The sequence below is a fragment of the Arthrobacter echini genome (genome assembly GCF_004803505.1).
GTDB lineage: Bacteria > Actinomycetota > Actinomycetes > Actinomycetales > Micrococcaceae > Arthrobacter_D > Arthrobacter_D echini.
The window spans coordinates 1-16,085 of the sequence record NZ_SSWH01000005.1; the positions used below are offsets into that span (position 1 = coordinate 1).

Genomic DNA, 16,085 nt, shown 5'->3' on the forward strand with positions numbered 1-16,085 from the left:
CGGTTCCCGACCAACAACCACGGAAACCACCACCCACAAGCACAAACCCACGGGCGGTACCCCACAGGCGCAGACTCATAACTCAATACACGACACGTACACCAGACTTACCGGCACTCCCACCCACCCCGAACCCCCACAAAGGGGGCCACGGGCCAAGGGCACACCAGGGGACGCGACCGGTACACAAGGTTACGGCGGTCATAGCGTGGAGGAAACGCCCGGTCCCATTCCGAACCCGGAAGCTAAGACCCACAGCGCCGATGGTACTGCACCCGAGAGAGTGTGGGAGAGTAGGACACCGCCGGACACACCATCACGGGAAGGCCCCGCACCACCAGGTGCGGGGCCTTCCCCACTTAAAACACCCCACCCCACCCCACCGACCACAGACACACTGCGAACAGAGCTAGGCCCGGCGCTAGGATCGGGGCATGAATGCATTGTTCTCGCATGCCGTCGTGCCCGGAGCTGAATCCGGCGATAGATCCGATCTGCGCGCTGCGGTGACGGTTCCCGCCCCGGCTGACCACGCCTGGGCGGGGTTGACCGAGCATGTTCATCTGTGGTGGCCCGCGGGGGTGCTGAGCCGATGGGGAGAAGATGGCTTCTTCGACCTCGAGGACAACGCGCTCGTCGAGACCTCGGCGCAGGATGATGAATATGTCTGGGGCGAAGTCACCGACGGACGACCCGGGCACTGGCTCTCACTGCGGTGGAGACATGTTGGGTCCGACTCCGTGACGCAGGTCCTGCTGGAGCTGACCACGCAGCCCGGTTCGGCCGCTGGCGACACCACATCGCCGGCGCGCATCGAGAATGGCACCGACATGCCGGAGTCCGTTTCGGCGCTGACGCTCACGCACGGGGGATGGTCCGGCGCCGACGCGCAGGACCTCTACGATTTCTATCGCGCGTTCTGGCCGAAAGCCTTGGCCGCTTACCAGCGCTTCATGGGCGGCTCGTGATGGACTGCGCGCTCCTGGAGGAACTGCAGGCCGTTCTACCCGGACGCGTGTCGACCTCGTCGAGCGACCTGGATCGGTACTCCACCGATGAAGGGCCCGTCGTGAGCCCTGCATCGCCCGAAGCCGTGGTGCGCGCCCGTTCGGTGGCCGATGTACAGAACCTTCTCCGCTGGGCTACCCGGCATACGGTGCCGGTGGTGAGCAGGGGCGCAGGCTCGGGGCTGTCGGGTGGAGCCCATGCGACGCCCGGATCGGTGATTCTGTCCCTCGAGGACATGAACAGGATCGTCGCCGTGAATCCAGACGACGAGACGGCCGTCGTCGAGCCGGGGGTCATCAACGCAGACCTGAACCAGGCGGTGGCCGAACACGGACTGATGTACGCCCCGGATCCTGCGAGCCATCGGTGGTCGACCATCGGCGGTAACGTCGCGACGAACGCCGGAGGACTACGGTGTGCGAAGTACGGCGTCACGCGGGACTCCGTACTTGCGCTCGAGGTCGTCCTCGCGGATGGCACGCTCGTATCGACCGGTCACGCGCCGTTCAAGGGTGTCGCCGGCTATGACCTCACGTCCCTGATGACGGGCTCAGAAGGAACCCTCGGAGTCATCGTGGGCATCACGGTCCGCCTTCGCTACCTGCCACGTTCAGTGCATACGCTCGCAGCGTTCTTCGGCGATTTCCCGAAAGCGGCCGCCGGGGTCCTCGCAATCGGGCGTGCACGCGTTCAACCCGCCATTCTCGAACTCCTCGACGGCCGGACACTCGAGGCCCTCGATCGGGCCCATGGATCGAACCTGCGCCGGCGCGGAGGCTCCCTGCTCCTGACGCAGACGGACGGATACGGCGCTGCAACGGAAGCCGAGATGATCACGGCAGCGCTGACAGAAGCCGGGGCTGTCGTGAGCGAGGAGAACTCGGCTGAGGCGGAACATCTTGTCGAGCTGCGGCGCGACAGCAGGGGAGCCAGCGCGGAGGATCTGTACCGGGTGGGGGAGGACGTCGCAGTACCGAAGTCCCAGCTCGTGTCCTACGTAACAGCTCTCGGGGCCATGGCGGAGAAGCACGGGGTGCAGCTGAAGGTCATCGCGCACGCTGGTGACGGCAACCTGCACCCGACGTTCTGGGTCGAACGCAGCCAGGGTGACCTGGGCCGCTCGCGCCTGGAGGAGGCGCTCGATGAATCGGTACGGAGTGCGCTCGAACTCGGAGGGACGATCACAGGAGAGCACGGGGTGGGCCAGCACAAGCGACGCTGGCTGGCATGGGAGCAGTCAGAGGAAGTCCTTGACCTGCAATCGGGGATCAAGCGGCTCTTCGATCCTTTGGGCATCCTCAACCCTGGAAAGGCCATCTGCTGATGGTCCTTCCAACTCGCTCAGCTCTCGGTCGGCGAGTGATACTGTCGACGAAATCGTCGGGTTCCGCCGACGCTTCCGACACCATCCCCTGGGGGCATCATGAGTGACAACACGCCGGAATCGAAGGGCGCCTCGCCCTACGGTCAGAACCAGCCGCAGTACGGCGAACAGAGCCCGTCGCCCTACGGGCAGCAGAGCCCGTCGCCCTACGGGCAGAGTTCAGCACCATATGGCCAGGCGGATCCCGGCGCATCCAACTACCCGGGACAGCAGTACTACCCTGGCCCGCCGGCGGAGAACCCGGGCAGGACCCTGGGAATCGTGGGCTTCATCCTGGCGATCTTCATCGCGCCCGTGGGACTGATCATCAGCATCATCGCCTTCGTGAAGTCACGGAAGGCCGGCATGGGCAACGGTCTCGCCCTGGCCGGCATCATCATCGGCGCCATCTTCACAGTCCTCCTCGTGCTTGGCGCGATCGCTTTCGGGGCCCTGTTCAACGAGATCGCACAGCAATTCGCCGAAGCCTGTGAGGGACTGCCATCGGGCACAACGGTGACGGTAGAGGGACAAGCGCTCGACTGCCCTTAACGACGCAAGCACAGGACCGGCAGTCACCCGGCTGCCGGTCCTGTCATGACCACCTAAGTGCTCTCGTAGTCCGAGTCCGCGTCGATACCTATGGTCCGTGCATCGGCCGTGAGCATGATCTCTGCTTCGTCGCGCCGATGCCTGAGTTCGTCGTCGATGTACGACTGGACGGCCTCGGCCATCGGTACGTTCCGGTCCTCGCGTTCCGACATGTACCACCGGTGCTCGAGTACCTCGTGGACGACTTCGGCTGGTTCGAGCTTTCCACTGAGATCGCGGGGCACCGCGCGCACGATCGGTTCGAAGACCTCGTTGACCCACAGATGGGCGCTGAACTCCTCATCCAGCTGTGGGTTGTTGTCCACCCTGTAGGCGTCCATGTCATTGAGCAGGCGCCGAGCCTGGTTCTGCTGGGCATCGAGTCCGGTGAGCCGTAGCAGGCGGCGGCTGTGATGACCGGCGTCGACGACTTTCGGCTGCAACTGGATCTGGGTGCCGTCGGACGCCGCCCGGATCGCGTATTCCTCGACGTCGAACCCGAGGTCGTTCAATCTGCGGATCCGCGCACCGACGCGCCAGCGTTCACCGAGTTCGAAGGATTCCTTCTCGGTGAGCTCGCTCCAGAGCCGGCGGTAGCTGTCCATGATCAGCTCGCTCGTCGCGAGCGGATCCACCTTCTCCTCGATGAGTCCGCCTTCGGCGAGATCCATGAGCTCACCGGCGATGTTCACCCGGGCTATCTCGAGATCGTACTCACGCTGGCCCACCGACAGTTCGGGATAGAGCTCCCCCGTCTCGGCGTCGACGAGGTAGGCGGCGAAGGCTCCTGCGTCACGACGGAACAGCGTGTTGGAGAGGGACACATCGCCCCAGTAGAAGCCGATCAGGTGCAGTCGCACGAGGAGCAGTGCCTGCGCGTCGATGAGGCGGGTCAGCGTGTCACGGCGCAGAGTCTGGGAGAACAGGGCCCGGTAGGGCAGTGAGAACTTGAGGTGGCGCGTGACCAGTACAGGGTCGAGTTCCTCGCCCTCCGGGCTCGACCTGCCCGAGATCACGGCCACCGGCTCCACGCAGGGCACATCCAGCCGCCGAAGCTTCCGCAGCATGTGATATTCGTGGCGCGCAACATGTTCGCTCGTCTCCTTGACCGCGATGACCGATCCCCCGAGGTGGGCGAAGCGCACGACGTGTCGGGAGATGCCGCGCGGGAGGGCGGCGAGGGCGCTGGCCGGCCAGAACTCGAGAGCGACATCCCATGGCAGGTCGAGAAGCTCGGGATCGGTCGCTGCTGCAGTGATGTTCAGTGAGCCCAGGGTCGGGCTCTGGGTGGACGTCGCACGAAGCCGTGGCAGTTTGCCGGTCTGGTCGTAGTCCGTCGGTTCATCGCGCCACTGGGCGTCCGGGATCTCGCTCATGGTGCTGACTTCCTGGCAGGACGAAAAGGGCTTGCATCAAGCGTAGCGCCCACGCACCGACGGCGATCCTCCGCCGGGCTCCGAGCGGATACCCGGCGGAGGACCGCCGTCGGAGCCGCGTCCGGTACTGGTTCGTACCGGACGCGGCAGGAAGGTGTCAGACCGTGTCCGCCAGGCGCAGGCCGTTCGTGGTGTCGAACAGATGCACGTGGCCCTGCTCGGGTCGGACGTGCACGTCGTCACCCTTCATCGGCGGACGACGGCCGTCCACGCGCACCACCATGTCGTAGTCCTTGCCGTCGAGCGTGGTGTGGCCGTAGATGTAGGCGTCGGCACCGAGCTCCTCGACCACGTCGACGTGCACCTGCAGCCCCTGCCCGTCGTCGCTGATCTTCAGGTCCTCCGGTCGTACCCCGAGGGTGACGGTACTGCCGCCGGCCGCGCTGAGGATGTCGCGGTGTACGGGATAGGTGATACCGCCGAACACCACACCGTCGTCCGCGACCGGGAGCTCCAGGAGATTCATCGCAGGAGAGCCGATGAAGCCCGCCACGAAGACGTTCCTTGGACGGTCGTAGAGATTCCGCGGCGAATCGATCTGCTGGAGGAGGCCGTCCTTGAGCACCGCGACGCGATCACCCATGGTCATCGCCTCGACCTGATCGTGGGTCACGTAGACCGTGGTGACACCCAGTCGGCGGGTCAGCGAGGCGATCTGGGTGCGGGTCTGCACGCGCAGCTTGGCATCCAGGTTCGAGAGCGGCTCGTCCATCAGGAAGACCTGGGGGTTCCGCACGATCGCCCGTCCCATGGCGACACGCTGACGCTGACCACCGGAGAGCGCTTTCGGCTTGCGATCCAGGAAGTCCTCGAGGTCCAGGAGCCTGGCCGCCTCACGGACCCGCTCGGCGCGCTCCTCCTTGGAGACGCCTGCGATCTTGAGTGCGAAACCCATGTTGTCGCCGACCGTCATGTGCGGATAGAGCGCGTAGTTCTGGAAGACCATCGCGATGTCGCGATCCTTCGGGGGCACATCCGTGACATCCCGGTCCCCGATCAGAATGCGTCCGGAGTTGACGTCCTCGAGACCTGCGAGCATGCGCAGGGAGGTCGACTTCCCACAGCCGGAGGGTCCGACGAGGACGAGGAACTCGCCGTCGGCGATCTCGATGTCGAGTTTGTTGACGGCGGGCCTCTCGGCACCCGGGTACACGCGTGTTGCCTGGTCGAACGTCACTGTCGCCATGTTGTGTTCCTTTTCACGGGCAGGTACGTGCCCGACGATCCGTAGTGAAGGGAAGATATTCAGTTGTGCGGTACCACCTCACGCCACGGTGGGTGATACTTCTCGCGCATCGGTAGTATGTCACCTCCGGTCGCCGGACGCACCCGATGCTCGCCGGCGGAGGAGCTCCTGCAGGACCTCGGAGAACGCCGCCGGATCCTCCACGGTGAACGAAGCTGCGGTCTCGCCCGCACCGATCCGGATGCCGACGTCGTCCGGCCCCAGGGTCCGCTGGGCGTCCTCGTCCGTGACGTCGTCGCCCGCGAACAACACGGCGGTCGCTCCCGATACCCGGCGCAGGAGGGCCAGGCCCTGCCCCTTGTCCGTATCCAGTACGGAGATCTCCAGCACGCGCTTGCCGTCCGTGATGCTGAGGCCGCTGACCGATTCCAGTTCGGCGCGGGTCGAACTGACGGCCGCTGCGGCCACCGCGCCGTCGGCGGAGCGGGTGTGGAGGACCACGCCGGCCGGTTTGAACTCGATGCGCGTTCCCTCGTGGGCGGTGACGACGTGCTCGACGACGCGGACCGCGCGGGAGAGGAGCTCCGACTGCTCATCCGTCAGGGAGAGGGGAGCGGCATCCGGTCCTGTCCACGTCTCGGCGCCGTGGCTTCCGATCAGCAGGGTCTCGGCGGGCGGATCGGCGACTACCCGAAGACTGTCGAGAGCCCGTCCTGAGATCAACGCCGTCGTCGTGCTCGGCAGCCCGGCCAGCGCGCGGAGGGCCGCGGCCGACGCGGGGAGGGGACGGGCGTCCTCGGCGAGCTCGACGAGGGGGGCTAGGGTGCCGTCGAAGTCGAGCGCCACGAGCAGGTGGTCGGTTGCGGCGAGCGTACTGAGCGCCGCGACCAGGGACGGCTCAATCGCCATGCCGGCGGTCCTCAGCCTGGAGTGCGTCGAGGAACGACCGGGACCACTGTTCGACGTCGTTCTGGATGACCTGACGTCGCATGAGTCTCATGCGGCGCGTCGCCTCGGCTCGGGGCATGCCGACGGCCTGGACGATGGCGCTCTTGAGGCCGTCGATGTCGTGCGGGTTGATCAGGATCGCCTGCCGCAGGGTGTCGGCGGCGCCTGCGAACTCGCTGAGGACCAGCGTGCCGGTGTTCCCCGTGCGGGCCGCCACGTACTCCTTCGCGACCAGGTTCATGCCGTCGCGGAGCGCCGTGATGAGCATGACGTCCGCAGCCAGGTACAGCGCCACCATCTCCTCCACCGGATAGCTGTGGTGGAGGTAGCGGATGGCAGTGTTCTTCATGGTGTCGTGCGTGCCGTTGATCCTGCCGACCGTGCCTTCGATGTCCTCGCGCAGCAGCCTGTACTGCTCCACGCGCTCACGGCTGGGGCTGGCCACCTGGATGAGTGCGGCGTCCTCGACGGTGATCGCACCGTCGTCGAGCAGCTCGCCGTAGGCCTTGAGCCGGTGGCCGATGCCCTTGGTATAGTCGAGACGGTCCACGCCGAGCAGAATGTGCCGCGGGTCCCCGAGCTCAGCGCGGATCTCCCTCGAGCGCTCGATCACGTCGGGGCGCTGCGCCAGTTCGGCGATCGACGCGGTGTCGATGGAGATGGGAAAGGCCTCGGCGCGGGAGACGTAGGCGGGAGTGCCGTTCTCGTCGGCCGGTACCTGGACCTGCTGGGTCCTGACCGGGTAGCCGGTGAACCGGCGGACGCAGCGCAGGAAGTTGCTGGCGTCGCTCGGGCGCTGGAAGCCGATGAGGTCGGCGCCGAGGAGGCCCTCGATGACCTGCCGCCGCCAGGGCAACTGCCCGTAGATCTCCAGTGGCGGGAACGGGATGTGGTTGAAGAAACCGATGCGCAGATCCGGCCGGGCCTGCCGCAACAACTTCGGGACCAGCTGCAGCTGATAGTCCTGGACCCATACCGTGGCGCCCTCCGCTGCCACGGATGCCGCGGCCGCAGCGAAGCGCTCGTTCACCCGGCGGTAGCAATCCCACCAGGTGCGGTGGAATTCAGGGGACGCGATGACGTCGTGGTAGAGCGGCCAGAGCGTGGCATTGGAGAAGCCCTCGTAGTAGAACTCCACCTCCTCCTCGCTGAGTGGCACGGGTACCAGGCGCATGTTCGCCTCGTCGAAGGGCTCGAGGGTCTCGTCGGGCGCGCCGTGCCAGCCCACCCATGCGCCGTCGGCCTTCGCCATGACCGGCGCCAGTGCGGTCACGAGGCCGCCGGGGGAGCGTCGCCAGGAACTGTCGCCGTGCTCGTCGACGACCCGGTCCACCGCGAGCCGGTTGGAGACGACGATGAAGTCGAACTCGCCGAACTGCCCTTTTGTGGAGAACGACGACGTGACCCCCGGAGTGGTCGAAGGCTGTGCTGCACTCAAAACTGGCTCCATTGCAGTAGGTGAACTCCCTCTGACTCTATCCGTTCGGATCGCCGGTGGCCGGAGGGAGATGATTTCCTGCCTCGCAGGCGCTGGGCTACCCTTGTGATGCGCTGGTGCTTGCTCGCCGCAGGCGTGCTGCGCTCCGTCGGCCCGGCCGGCACGCCTCCTTAGCTCAGTTGGCCAGAGCACCGCTCTTGTAAAGCGGGGGTCGTCGGTTCGAATCCGACAGGGGGCTCCACGAACTTCTCGCAACTCGCCGGGAGAGCTGGCTCCGAGCCCGCTCTCAGCCGTGTCCTGTCGCCGCCGTCAGGGTCTGCAGCCCCGTGCGTCCCATGCTGATGACGGCCCAGCCGACACCGCCGATCGCGTAGAGGCTGATGGGTACCAGCAGGCACCACTCACGGGCGGAGCCGGCGTTGCCGAGTACGGGGACGCCGACATAGCCGTTCCTCTTCCATACCCAGTTCACGACCGGCAGTGCGGCGATCACCTTCGGCGGCCTGATCACGAGCGGGTAGAAGAGGTTGCAGCCGCCGGTGGTCATCAGGTCACCGATGATGTGGACGATGACGCCGATCCCCACGGCGATCGGGAACCAGAACTGCTCCTCGGGGGCGAACGCTGTGATGAAGATGCCGGCGGCAAGACCGACCACCCAGGGGGATTTCCGCATGCGGTCGGGGATGATCTTCAGCGCTTTGGCCGCGAAGGACACCAGCAGCACCGCCAGCAGCCCGGCTCCGGGGTAGATCCGGCCGAAGGTCTCCGTCTGGACGGTCCACAGTCCTGCGACCCACGCGATGGCGATGAACGCCGCGATGCCGATGATGGAGTGCGTACCGTGGCGGTGTCCGCCGGAGATGGCTCCGATGCCGTCGCAGAGCGCGTTGGACAGCGGTGGCAACGAGTGGGCGATGGTGGCGTTGTGGTGGTCGGCATCCGGAAGGAGGGCGGCTCCTGCGGTGACGAGTGCTCCGGTGACAACTCCGACGAGGCTGACATCGAGCAGGCCGAGGCCGACACCGACCGACTCCGGCAGGACCGGGATCCTCCCCGCGAGGGCGCCGAGTCCCACCTCGATGTCCGTCGTGACTGCGACCCAGGCGGCGGCACCGCAGGCAGCATGGTGGGCACCCATCATGGCAGGGTCCTTTCTGTGGGTGAGGAAAGAGTTCCTGCCCATCATGTGGTGGGCTGCCGACAGTCAGTCCTCAGACGGAGGTCCTGCGCGTCCGGGATGCGGCTTTCCGCGCGGCTCTGCGCTTCTCCCGGGCCAGCAGGCGGCGGAACTTCTCCTCATCCACGGCGGCATTGCGGCTCATGCCCATGACCCAGACGATGATCAAAGCAACAATGAGCATCCATACGACGAATCCGGCGCCGACGAGCAGGATGATCTGCACAGCGGTCATGGGATTCCTCGCCTCGCGGGTCGGCCTGGCCCGCGGCCGTGCGGGTAATCCATTGTCCCATCTCCACCGTCCATCGATCGTGAAGAGCGCGAGGGTGGCGAATGGCGCCTGATCCTTCAGGTCCTGGGAACGCGGCGTGGTAGCCGGTGCAGCGTCACCGCCAGCTCACCTGCGTCGATGACCGCCGTCATGAAGGTGCAGAAAGGCTGGCGACGCCGATCGGTCGGCGACCCGGGATTGAGCAGCCGAAGACCGGAATCTGCCCGCGTGTCCCACGGAATGTGGCTGTGGCCGAACACGAGGACGTCGACGTCCGGGTACAGTCCGGCCATGCGGGCCTCCCTGCCGCGCGCAGGGCCTGTCTCGTGCACGACAGCCAGGCGCACGCCGTCGAGCTCATCCCGCGCAACCTGGGGCAGTCGCGCTCCGAGGACCGGGCCGTCGTTGTTCCCGTAGCAGGCGACCAGGTGAGCCGCCCGCCCCTGGACCTGCTCGAGCAGGTCCGGTTCGGTCCAGTCGCCGGCGTGCACGACGACGTCCGCGGCGTCGACCGCCTCCCACACCGATCCGGGGAGTGCCTTGGCGCGCTTGGGCAGGTGGGTGTCGGCCAGGATGGTCAGTGTGAGGCTCATGCGCCCATTGTCCTGCGAGGGGCCCTTCGCTGTGACAACCCTTGCCTCCTGTGTGATGCTTTCGTCAGCACGCTTATCGAAGCGGGCACCTGACGCGAAGGAGGCACTGATGAACATCGACAAACAGCAGATCATCGATCTGCTCAAGAGCCAGGGCAAGAACGACGACGCCGATCAGGCCCGGTCCGAACTCCCCGACAAGGTGGACTCGGAGCAGGACTCCGGTCTGCTCGCGAAGTTCGGTATCGATCCGAAGGATCTGCTGGGCAAGATCCCCGGCCTCGGAGGATTCGGGAACTAGTTGTCGGCTGCCGGAGAGACCGGCGGCATGACGACGGAAGGGAGCCTCCTCAACGGGGGCTCCCTTCCGTCGTCATGTACCGCTGCGGTCACCGGGTGCGCGTTCTGCCACGCCGCCGGTGAGGGAACTCGGCAGTCCTGGGCGCGGCAGGTAGCGTTGAGCCCATGCTCATAGTTCCCGAGAATTTCCCGCCCCGCTACACCGCCTACCTCGAAGCCCAGAACGAGCACTTCGCCGAGACCGTCCTCATGGTGATGAAACAGTCGGTGGCCGAGGGCAAGCACGGCATCCTGGTCGGCAACGAATCAGCCGATCGCCACGCCGAGGTCTCCGACAGGGTTCCCTTCGGCGAGGTCGTGGAGGGCATCCTCTAGGTTCTTCGACCTACGCCGTGGCGGCCGTGGTGTCGTAGAACGGGTAGTCCGTGTACCCTTCGGCGCCGAGCCCGTAGAACGTGGCGGGATTCGGCTGGTTCTCCGGAAGATTGTCCCGCCAGCGGCGGGCGAGGTCCGGGTTGGCGATGGCCGGACGTCCTACCACCACGGCGTCTCCCACGCCGTCCTCGAGGATCGCGATGGCTTCCTCGCGGTTGGTGATGACACCGAAGCCGCTGTTGACGAGGAAGGGACCGCCGAAGGTCTGTCGGAGGTCCTGTACCAGACCGCCGGTGGGCTCCGCGTGCAGCACACTGAGGTAGGCGAGCTTCAGCGGGGCGATCGACCTGACGAGCGCGGTGTAGGTCGCGTGGACGTCGTCGGCGTCGGTCTCGAGGGCGTCCTGGATGTTGTGCGCCGGCGAGATGCGCAGCCCCACCTTGTCGGCTCCCACCTCGGCGGCCACGGCGGTCACGACGTCGACGACGAACCGGGCCCGGTTCTCGGGAGATCCACCGTAGGAGTCCTCGCGCCGATTGGCCGCCGGCGAGAGGAACTGGTGCAGCAGGTAGCCATTGGCACCGTGCAGTTCCACGCCGTCGAACCCGGCCACGTCGATCGCCTTGCGCGATGCAGTGACGAACTCGTCGATGATGCCCGGGAGGTCCTCCGCCGTGAGAGCGTGGGGTACGGGGTACGGCACCTTCCCGGTGCTCGTGCGGGTGGTGCCGTTGATCGCGATGGCACTCGGCGCCACGACCTCGTAGCCGCCGTTGATGTCCGGGTGGCTGACCCGTCCCGCGTGCATGACCTGAGCGATGATCCGCCCGCCGTCGGCGTGGACCGCGTCCGTGACGCGCTTCCAGCCCGCGAGCTGCTCGTCCTCGACCAGGCCGGGCTGTCCGGGGAAGCCCTGGCCCGCATGGCTGGGATACGTGCCCTCGCTGACGATCAGTCCGAGGGAGGCCCGCTGGCGATAGTGCTCGACGACGATGTCGCCGGGGATGCCTGCCTCGCCCGAGCGCACACGCGTCAGGGGAGCCATGATGACGCGGTTCGGGAGCTCCAGGGAGCCGAGGGTGAGGGGGGAGAAGAGCAGCATGAATCCAATACCTTCCGAGGTTGTGTCCTACGCTGGCTCAACCGGGTCTGGATCCTGGCTATTCCTGCTCCGACGTGTTCCTGCTGTGGCCGTCGTCACTGCTGCTGGACTGCTGCCCGTCCGCTCCGGATGACGAAGGAGCCCCGGACCGTGCTCGGGGCTCCTTCGTGATCGATCGCGCTCGGGTCCGCTACCGTGGCTCCGGGTCGTCCATCGCGCTCAGCGACGAACCGCCGCGATTGGCCGGATCGTCGCTGCCGTTGCCGTCGTAGCCTTCGTCGTCCTCCATCATGCCGAAGTCGACATCGGCGGCGGCTTCCCCGATGCGGGGCTCCTCCGGTGGGATCTGTTCCTCGCCGTCCTCGTACCTCGCCTCGGCGGTGTCCGCCCGGAGCAGCTGTTCGGTCAGCTCGCCTTCCTCGCCGTCGGTGATCCCGTTCTCCTCGTCGACCGAGTCCTCGGTCTCCACGTCGTCGGTCCCCGTATCGTCCGTCTCGAGGTCGTCGGCCGCCAGGTCGTTGGCCTCGGGATCGTCCTGCAGGAGCGGATCCTCCTGCCAGCGGTCCGGGTTGTCCTCGGCCGCGCCCTCGTAGCTGTCGGGTCGTCCGTCGACGACGGGGTCGAGGGACTCGGGCTCGAGCGGGTCGACGGGAACGCCGGGCTCCTCGCCCTCGACGGTGAGTTCCTCGTCGGGAAGATTCTCGGTCATCTGCTCTGCCTTTCGTCGGTGCTGCGTGCGTGCTGCTGGGTCAGCCTACTGATCTTCACCCGGGGACGTCGCCGTGGATCGGCGGTGACACCTCGTGATCAGGCCGGCCTGGTCTCGGGCGAGACGGTCTTGGAGGCATCGGTCTCGGCAAGATCGCCGATCGCTTCGTCGATGGCGCGCATGACGTCGTCCTCGAGCTTCACACCTGCCGCGACGGCGTTCGATGCCACCTGCTCCGGCCGCGACGCGCCGATGATCGCCGCGGCGACATTCCTGTTCTGCAGCACCCAGGCGATCGCCAGCTGCGCCATCGACAACCCTGCACCGTCGGCGATGGGTGCCAGCTTCTGGACCCCGGCCAGGACGTCGTCGCCCATCCAGCGCTTGATCATGTCCGAGCCGCCCTTGTCGTCCGAGGCGCGCGTGCCCTGCTCGGGCTGCTGTCCGGGCCGGTACTTGCCGGTCAGGACGCCCTGGGCGACCGGTGACCAGACGATCTGCGAGAGGCCGAGCTCCTGGGAGGTGGGGACCACCTCGGACTCGATCACGCGCCACAGCATCGAGTACTGGGGCTGGTTGGAGATCAGCTGGAAGCCGAGCTCCCGCGCGAGCGCATGAGCCTCCCGGATCTGCTGCGCGGTCCACTCACTGACCCCGATGTAGAGGGCCTTGCCCTGCCGGACCACGTCCGCGAACGCCTGCATGGTCTCCTCGAGGGGCGTCTCGTGGTCGTACCGGTGGGCCTGGTAGAGATCCACGTAGTCCGTCTGCAGCCGCCCGAGGGAACCGTCGATCGACTCCATGATGTGCTTGCGCGAGAGCCCTGCGTCGTTGTGGCCCTTCGGCCCGGTGGGGAAGTACACCTTGGTGAAGATCTCCAGCGACTGGCGCCGCTCGCCCTTCAGGGCTTCACCGAGAACGGTCTCGGCAACCGTGTTCGCGTAGGTGTCCGCGGTGTCGAAGGTGGTGATCCCTGCATCGAGGGCCGCGCGTACGCACTGGGCGGCGACGTCGTTCTCGACCTGCGAGCCATGCGTGAGCCAGTTGCCGTAGGTGATCTCCGAGATCTTGAGTCCGCTGTTTCCGAGGTGTCTGGTGTCCATGGTTCGATGCTAGCCCCGGCCGACCACTGCGTGCACGATGCCGGAGTCCACCACCCAGCCGGTAGACTGGCACCGCCCGAGCAACCGTGGTTTTCCAGCGGCGCCGGGCAGTTCCATGTCACAGTCAGTTCGATCATCCCAGCCAACGAGGACGAGGTTCTTTGCGCAGCTTCCCAGCCCGGTTCCCCAGCGACGAAGATTCGGCCCTCCGGCGTGGTGGAGCATCATGAGACTCCGCTCGGCCACGCCCGAGGAGGTCGCGCGCTGGGACACGCTTGTCCTCGGGAACCCCGGGGGCGGGGATCTGCTGCAGAGCACCTTCTTCGCCGAGCAGAAGCGGGCCAACGGCTGGGTGCCCCGCTTCATGGTGTACGACGGCGAACCGCGCATCCATGCCCTGTTCCTGGTCAAGAAGGTCTATGGGCTCGGGCAGCTGTGGTACTGCCCCAAGGGGCCGGGAGTCGACGACGCAGGCATCCTCGACGCGATCGCCGACGCCAATGCCGACTACGCCCGTGACCACCGGGAGGTCTTCCTCTTCAAGCTCGAACCCGAGGTCCCCGCCGGGAGCCCACTGCCGTCGTCGTTCATCGCGGTCCAACCCGTCCAGCCCAACGTGCACACCATCATCGTGGACCTGGCGCCGGATGAGGAGGAGATCTTCGCGAGCTTCCGCCAGCGGGGCCGGCGCTCGGTGCGCAAGGCGGAGAAGCAGGGCATCACGGTGGAGGGCCGTCCCGCCACGGCGGAGACGATGGAGCTGATGTACGACCTCTATCGCGAGACCGCGGAGCGTGGTGGGTTCTATCTGCGGGATCTCGACTACTACCGCCATTTCTGGAGCTCCGCGGCGGAGCGCGGTTTCGGCTCCTTCCATTTCGCGCTCAGGGACGATGAGCCCGTGGCGGGCATCTTCGTCACACGGTTCGGTACCAAGGGGCTGTACAAGGACGGCGCCAGCTCGCAGGCCATCGGCAACACCGGTGCTCCCTATCTGCTGCAGTGGGAGGTCATGAAGCACCTGAAGTCCGTGGGCGTCACCAGTTACGACCTCCACACCACACCACCGCCCGAGGCCATGGAGGACAAGGACCATCCCAGTTACGGGCTGGGTCAGTTCAAGTCGGGCTTCTCCAACGAGATCGTGTCCTTCGTCGGCACCGTGGATCAGCCGGTGCGGAAGCTCCCGTACTACCTCTGGGAGCGCATCGGGGAGCGGGTGGCGCTCTCGCTCTCGTACCGGCTTCGCCACCGGCTGTTCTTCTAGAACCGGCTGTTCTTCTAGGACACCCAAACCAGCGACACCAGCATCCGAAACAGCAGCATCGATGGACTCGAGGTACGAACTTGGCACGCTTTTCAGCCCGGCCGGCATCAGCGGCAGAGATCGAGGACTGGGACTCACACGTCACCGCGAACCCCAACGGGGGGAACATGATGCAGTCCCAGCCGTTCCTGCAGGTGAAGCAGGAACAGGGGTGGAACCCGGTCCACCTGGTCATCGAGGGTGAGGGCATCTCCTCCTACAACCCGGTCCTGGAGAAGGCGTTCCCCGGCCTGGGCAAGCTCTGGTACATGATCAAGGGACCGGACACGGTCGTCCCGCATCACGTCCCGGACATGGTCGCAGCGGTCGCCGAGCTGGCGCGGCCGCAGAACGTCTTCGCCATCAAGATCGAACCCGACGTCGTGGACTCCGCCGACGTCCGCGAGGACTGGACGAGCCGGGGACTGGTGAAGTCCTACAACATCCAGGTCAACGACAGCACGGCGCTCCTGGACCTGACACCCGAGGAGAACCAGCTGTTGCGGTCCCTGCACTCGCGCGGCCGCAATGCCATCCGCCGGGCCATCCGCGACGGCGTGGAGGTGCGCAACGTCGAGGGGACGGAGGCCACGTTCCGTGACATGTACGCCATGATCGGCACCTCCCAGCAGGGTAGGCTCTCCGCCACGCCCCGGCCCTATGCGTATTACAAGAGTTTCTGGGAGAAGTTCCTCGCGGCGGGAATGGGCCGCTTCCTGTTCGTCTACGAGGACGGTAGACCCTCGGTCGGTGCCTTCGTGATCAACTACGGACGCAAGGGGACCTACAAGGACGGCGGCTCGGTGCCGCGCCGCTCCCAGTACGGGGATTCGCACCTGCTGCAGTGGACCGCGATCAACCAGCTCAAAGCGGAAGGAATCGCCGAGTACGACTTCTGCGGCACCCCGCCCAGCGACCAGCTCAAGGACACGGACCACCCGTACCATGGGATGGGGCTGTTCAAGACGAGCTTCTCGAAGACCGTGACCGATTTCGTGGGGTGCTACGACTTCGTGGTCAGCCCCCTGAAGTACCGCCTGTGGAATCTCATCGCCGAACGCGTGGTCCGACAGATCTACTGGCGGCGTACGCACCAACCGTTCTACTGACAAATCTGCCGTGGCCCGCCCCGGTGCTCGAACGAAAGGCGGCTGTGAAAGACGGTCCCACGCC

General features: G+C 66.3%; 17 protein-coding genes, 1 tRNA gene and 1 rRNA gene. 9 read left to right on the forward strand and 10 right to left on the reverse strand.

What is annotated here, in order from left to right; translation table 11 throughout:
* Window positions 1-193: 193 nt before the first annotated feature.
* From rrf to E8P82_RS06850, 4 genes are all read left to right on the forward strand, one after another.
* Window positions 194-310: ribosomal RNA gene (gene rrf, locus E8P82_RS06835) — 5S ribosomal RNA — on the forward strand.
* Window positions 311-434: 124 nt separating this feature from the next.
* Complete coding sequence (locus E8P82_RS06840; RefSeq protein WP_136453763.1) at window positions 435-968, forward strand: SRPBCC family protein; 534 nt, start codon at window positions 435-437, stop codon at window positions 966-968.
* The gene (locus E8P82_RS06845; RefSeq protein ID WP_136453764.1) at window positions 968-2,332 is read left to right on the forward strand and encodes an FAD-binding oxidoreductase; all 1,365 of its coding nucleotides are present in this window, start codon (window positions 968-970) and stop codon (window positions 2,330-2,332) included. Before E8P82_RS06840 ends, E8P82_RS06845 begins: the two co-directional genes overlap by 1 nt.
* Before the next feature lie 99 nt (window positions 2,333-2,431).
* Window positions 2,432-2,923, forward strand: a complete 492-nt coding sequence (locus E8P82_RS06850; protein WP_136453765.1) for a DUF4190 domain-containing protein — start codon at window positions 2,432-2,434, stop codon at window positions 2,921-2,923.
* A 53-nt stretch (window positions 2,924-2,976) separates the two neighbouring features.
* Here the strand turns inward: E8P82_RS06850 and E8P82_RS06855 are convergent, their stop codons facing one another.
* From E8P82_RS06855 to E8P82_RS06870, 4 genes are all read right to left on the reverse strand, one after another.
* A complete protein-coding gene (locus tag E8P82_RS06855; protein ID WP_136453766.1) occupies window positions 2,977-4,338 on the reverse strand; it encodes a DUF4032 domain-containing protein in 1,362 nt (453 codons plus the stop codon).
* Between the two features lie 157 nt (window positions 4,339-4,495).
* Window positions 4,496-5,584 (reverse strand): ABC transporter ATP-binding protein, encoded by a 1,089-nt coding sequence (locus E8P82_RS06860; protein ID WP_136453767.1) that lies wholly within the window; start codon window positions 5,582-5,584, stop codon window positions 4,496-4,498.
* Window positions 5,585-5,704: 120 nt separating this feature from the next.
* Window positions 5,705-6,493: a trehalose-phosphatase gene (otsB, locus tag E8P82_RS06865; RefSeq protein WP_136453768.1), complete on the reverse strand. Its 789-nt coding sequence runs from the start codon at window positions 6,491-6,493 to the stop codon at window positions 5,705-5,707.
* Complete coding sequence (locus E8P82_RS06870) at window positions 6,483-7,970, reverse strand: alpha,alpha-trehalose-phosphate synthase (UDP-forming) (RefSeq protein WP_168796509.1); 1,488 nt, start codon at window positions 7,968-7,970, stop codon at window positions 6,483-6,485. The genes otsB and E8P82_RS06870 overlap by 11 nt, the downstream gene beginning before the upstream one ends.
* Window positions 7,971-8,134: 164 nt before the next feature.
* Between E8P82_RS06870 and E8P82_RS06875 the strand changes: the two genes are divergently transcribed.
* Window positions 8,135-8,211: transfer RNA gene (locus E8P82_RS06875), tRNA-Thr, on the forward strand.
* A 45-nt stretch (window positions 8,212-8,256) separates the two neighbouring features.
* Here the strand turns inward: E8P82_RS06875 and E8P82_RS06880 are convergent.
* The 3 genes from E8P82_RS06880 to E8P82_RS06890 all read right to left on the reverse strand — a co-directional run bounded on the left by E8P82_RS06880 (window position 8,257) and on the right by E8P82_RS06890 (window position 10,017).
* Window positions 8,257-9,114 (reverse strand): metal-dependent hydrolase, encoded by an 858-nt coding sequence (locus E8P82_RS06880; protein ID WP_136453770.1) that lies wholly within the window; start codon window positions 9,112-9,114, stop codon window positions 8,257-8,259.
* Window positions 9,115-9,184: 70 nt separating this feature from the next.
* The gene (locus tag E8P82_RS06885; protein WP_136453771.1) at window positions 9,185-9,385 is read right to left on the reverse strand and encodes a hypothetical protein; all 201 of its coding nucleotides are present in this window, start codon (window positions 9,383-9,385) and stop codon (window positions 9,185-9,187) included.
* A gap of 116 nt (window positions 9,386-9,501) precedes the next feature.
* Window positions 9,502-10,017, reverse strand: a complete 516-nt coding sequence (locus tag E8P82_RS06890) for a metallophosphoesterase family protein (RefSeq protein ID WP_136453772.1) — start codon at window positions 10,015-10,017, stop codon at window positions 9,502-9,504.
* Between the two features lie 109 nt (window positions 10,018-10,126).
* Here E8P82_RS06890 and E8P82_RS06895 point away from each other — a divergent pair, with 109 nt between their 5' ends.
* Together E8P82_RS06895 and E8P82_RS06900 are read left to right on the forward strand one after the other, a co-directional pair.
* Window positions 10,127-10,318 (forward strand): hypothetical protein, encoded by a 192-nt coding sequence (locus tag E8P82_RS06895; protein ID WP_136453773.1) that lies wholly within the window; start codon window positions 10,127-10,129, stop codon window positions 10,316-10,318.
* A 164-nt stretch (window positions 10,319-10,482) separates the two neighbouring features.
* Window positions 10,483-10,692: a hypothetical protein gene (locus tag E8P82_RS06900; RefSeq protein ID WP_136453774.1), complete on the forward strand. Its 210-nt coding sequence runs from the start codon at window positions 10,483-10,485 to the stop codon at window positions 10,690-10,692.
* Window positions 10,693-10,702: 10 nt separating this feature from the next.
* Here E8P82_RS06900 and E8P82_RS06905 read toward each other — a convergent pair whose 3' ends face one another.
* The 3 genes from E8P82_RS06905 to E8P82_RS06915 form a co-directional block, all read right to left on the reverse strand.
* Window positions 10,703-11,791, reverse strand: a complete 1,089-nt coding sequence (locus E8P82_RS06905) for an alkene reductase (protein ID WP_211096826.1) — start codon at window positions 11,789-11,791, stop codon at window positions 10,703-10,705.
* 193 nt (window positions 11,792-11,984) lie between these two features.
* A complete protein-coding gene (locus E8P82_RS06910) occupies window positions 11,985-12,503 on the reverse strand; it encodes a hypothetical protein (protein WP_136453776.1) in 519 nt (172 codons plus the stop codon).
* 98 nt (window positions 12,504-12,601) lie between these two features.
* Window positions 12,602-13,606 (reverse strand): aldo/keto reductase family protein, encoded by a 1,005-nt coding sequence (locus E8P82_RS06915; protein ID WP_136453777.1) that lies wholly within the window; start codon window positions 13,604-13,606, stop codon window positions 12,602-12,604.
* Between the two features lie 226 nt (window positions 13,607-13,832).
* On the opposite strand from E8P82_RS06915, the gene E8P82_RS06920 reads away from it, so the two are divergent.
* Together E8P82_RS06920 and E8P82_RS06925 are read left to right on the forward strand one after the other, a co-directional pair.
* A complete protein-coding gene (locus tag E8P82_RS06920) occupies window positions 13,833-14,873 on the forward strand; it encodes a lipid II:glycine glycyltransferase FemX (RefSeq protein WP_168796510.1) in 1,041 nt (346 codons plus the stop codon).
* Window positions 14,874-14,953: 80 nt separating this feature from the next.
* Window positions 14,954-16,021 (forward strand): lipid II:glycine glycyltransferase FemX, encoded by a 1,068-nt coding sequence (locus E8P82_RS06925; RefSeq protein WP_136453779.1) that lies wholly within the window; start codon window positions 14,954-14,956, stop codon window positions 16,019-16,021.
* Window positions 16,022-16,085 lie beyond the last annotated feature (64 nt).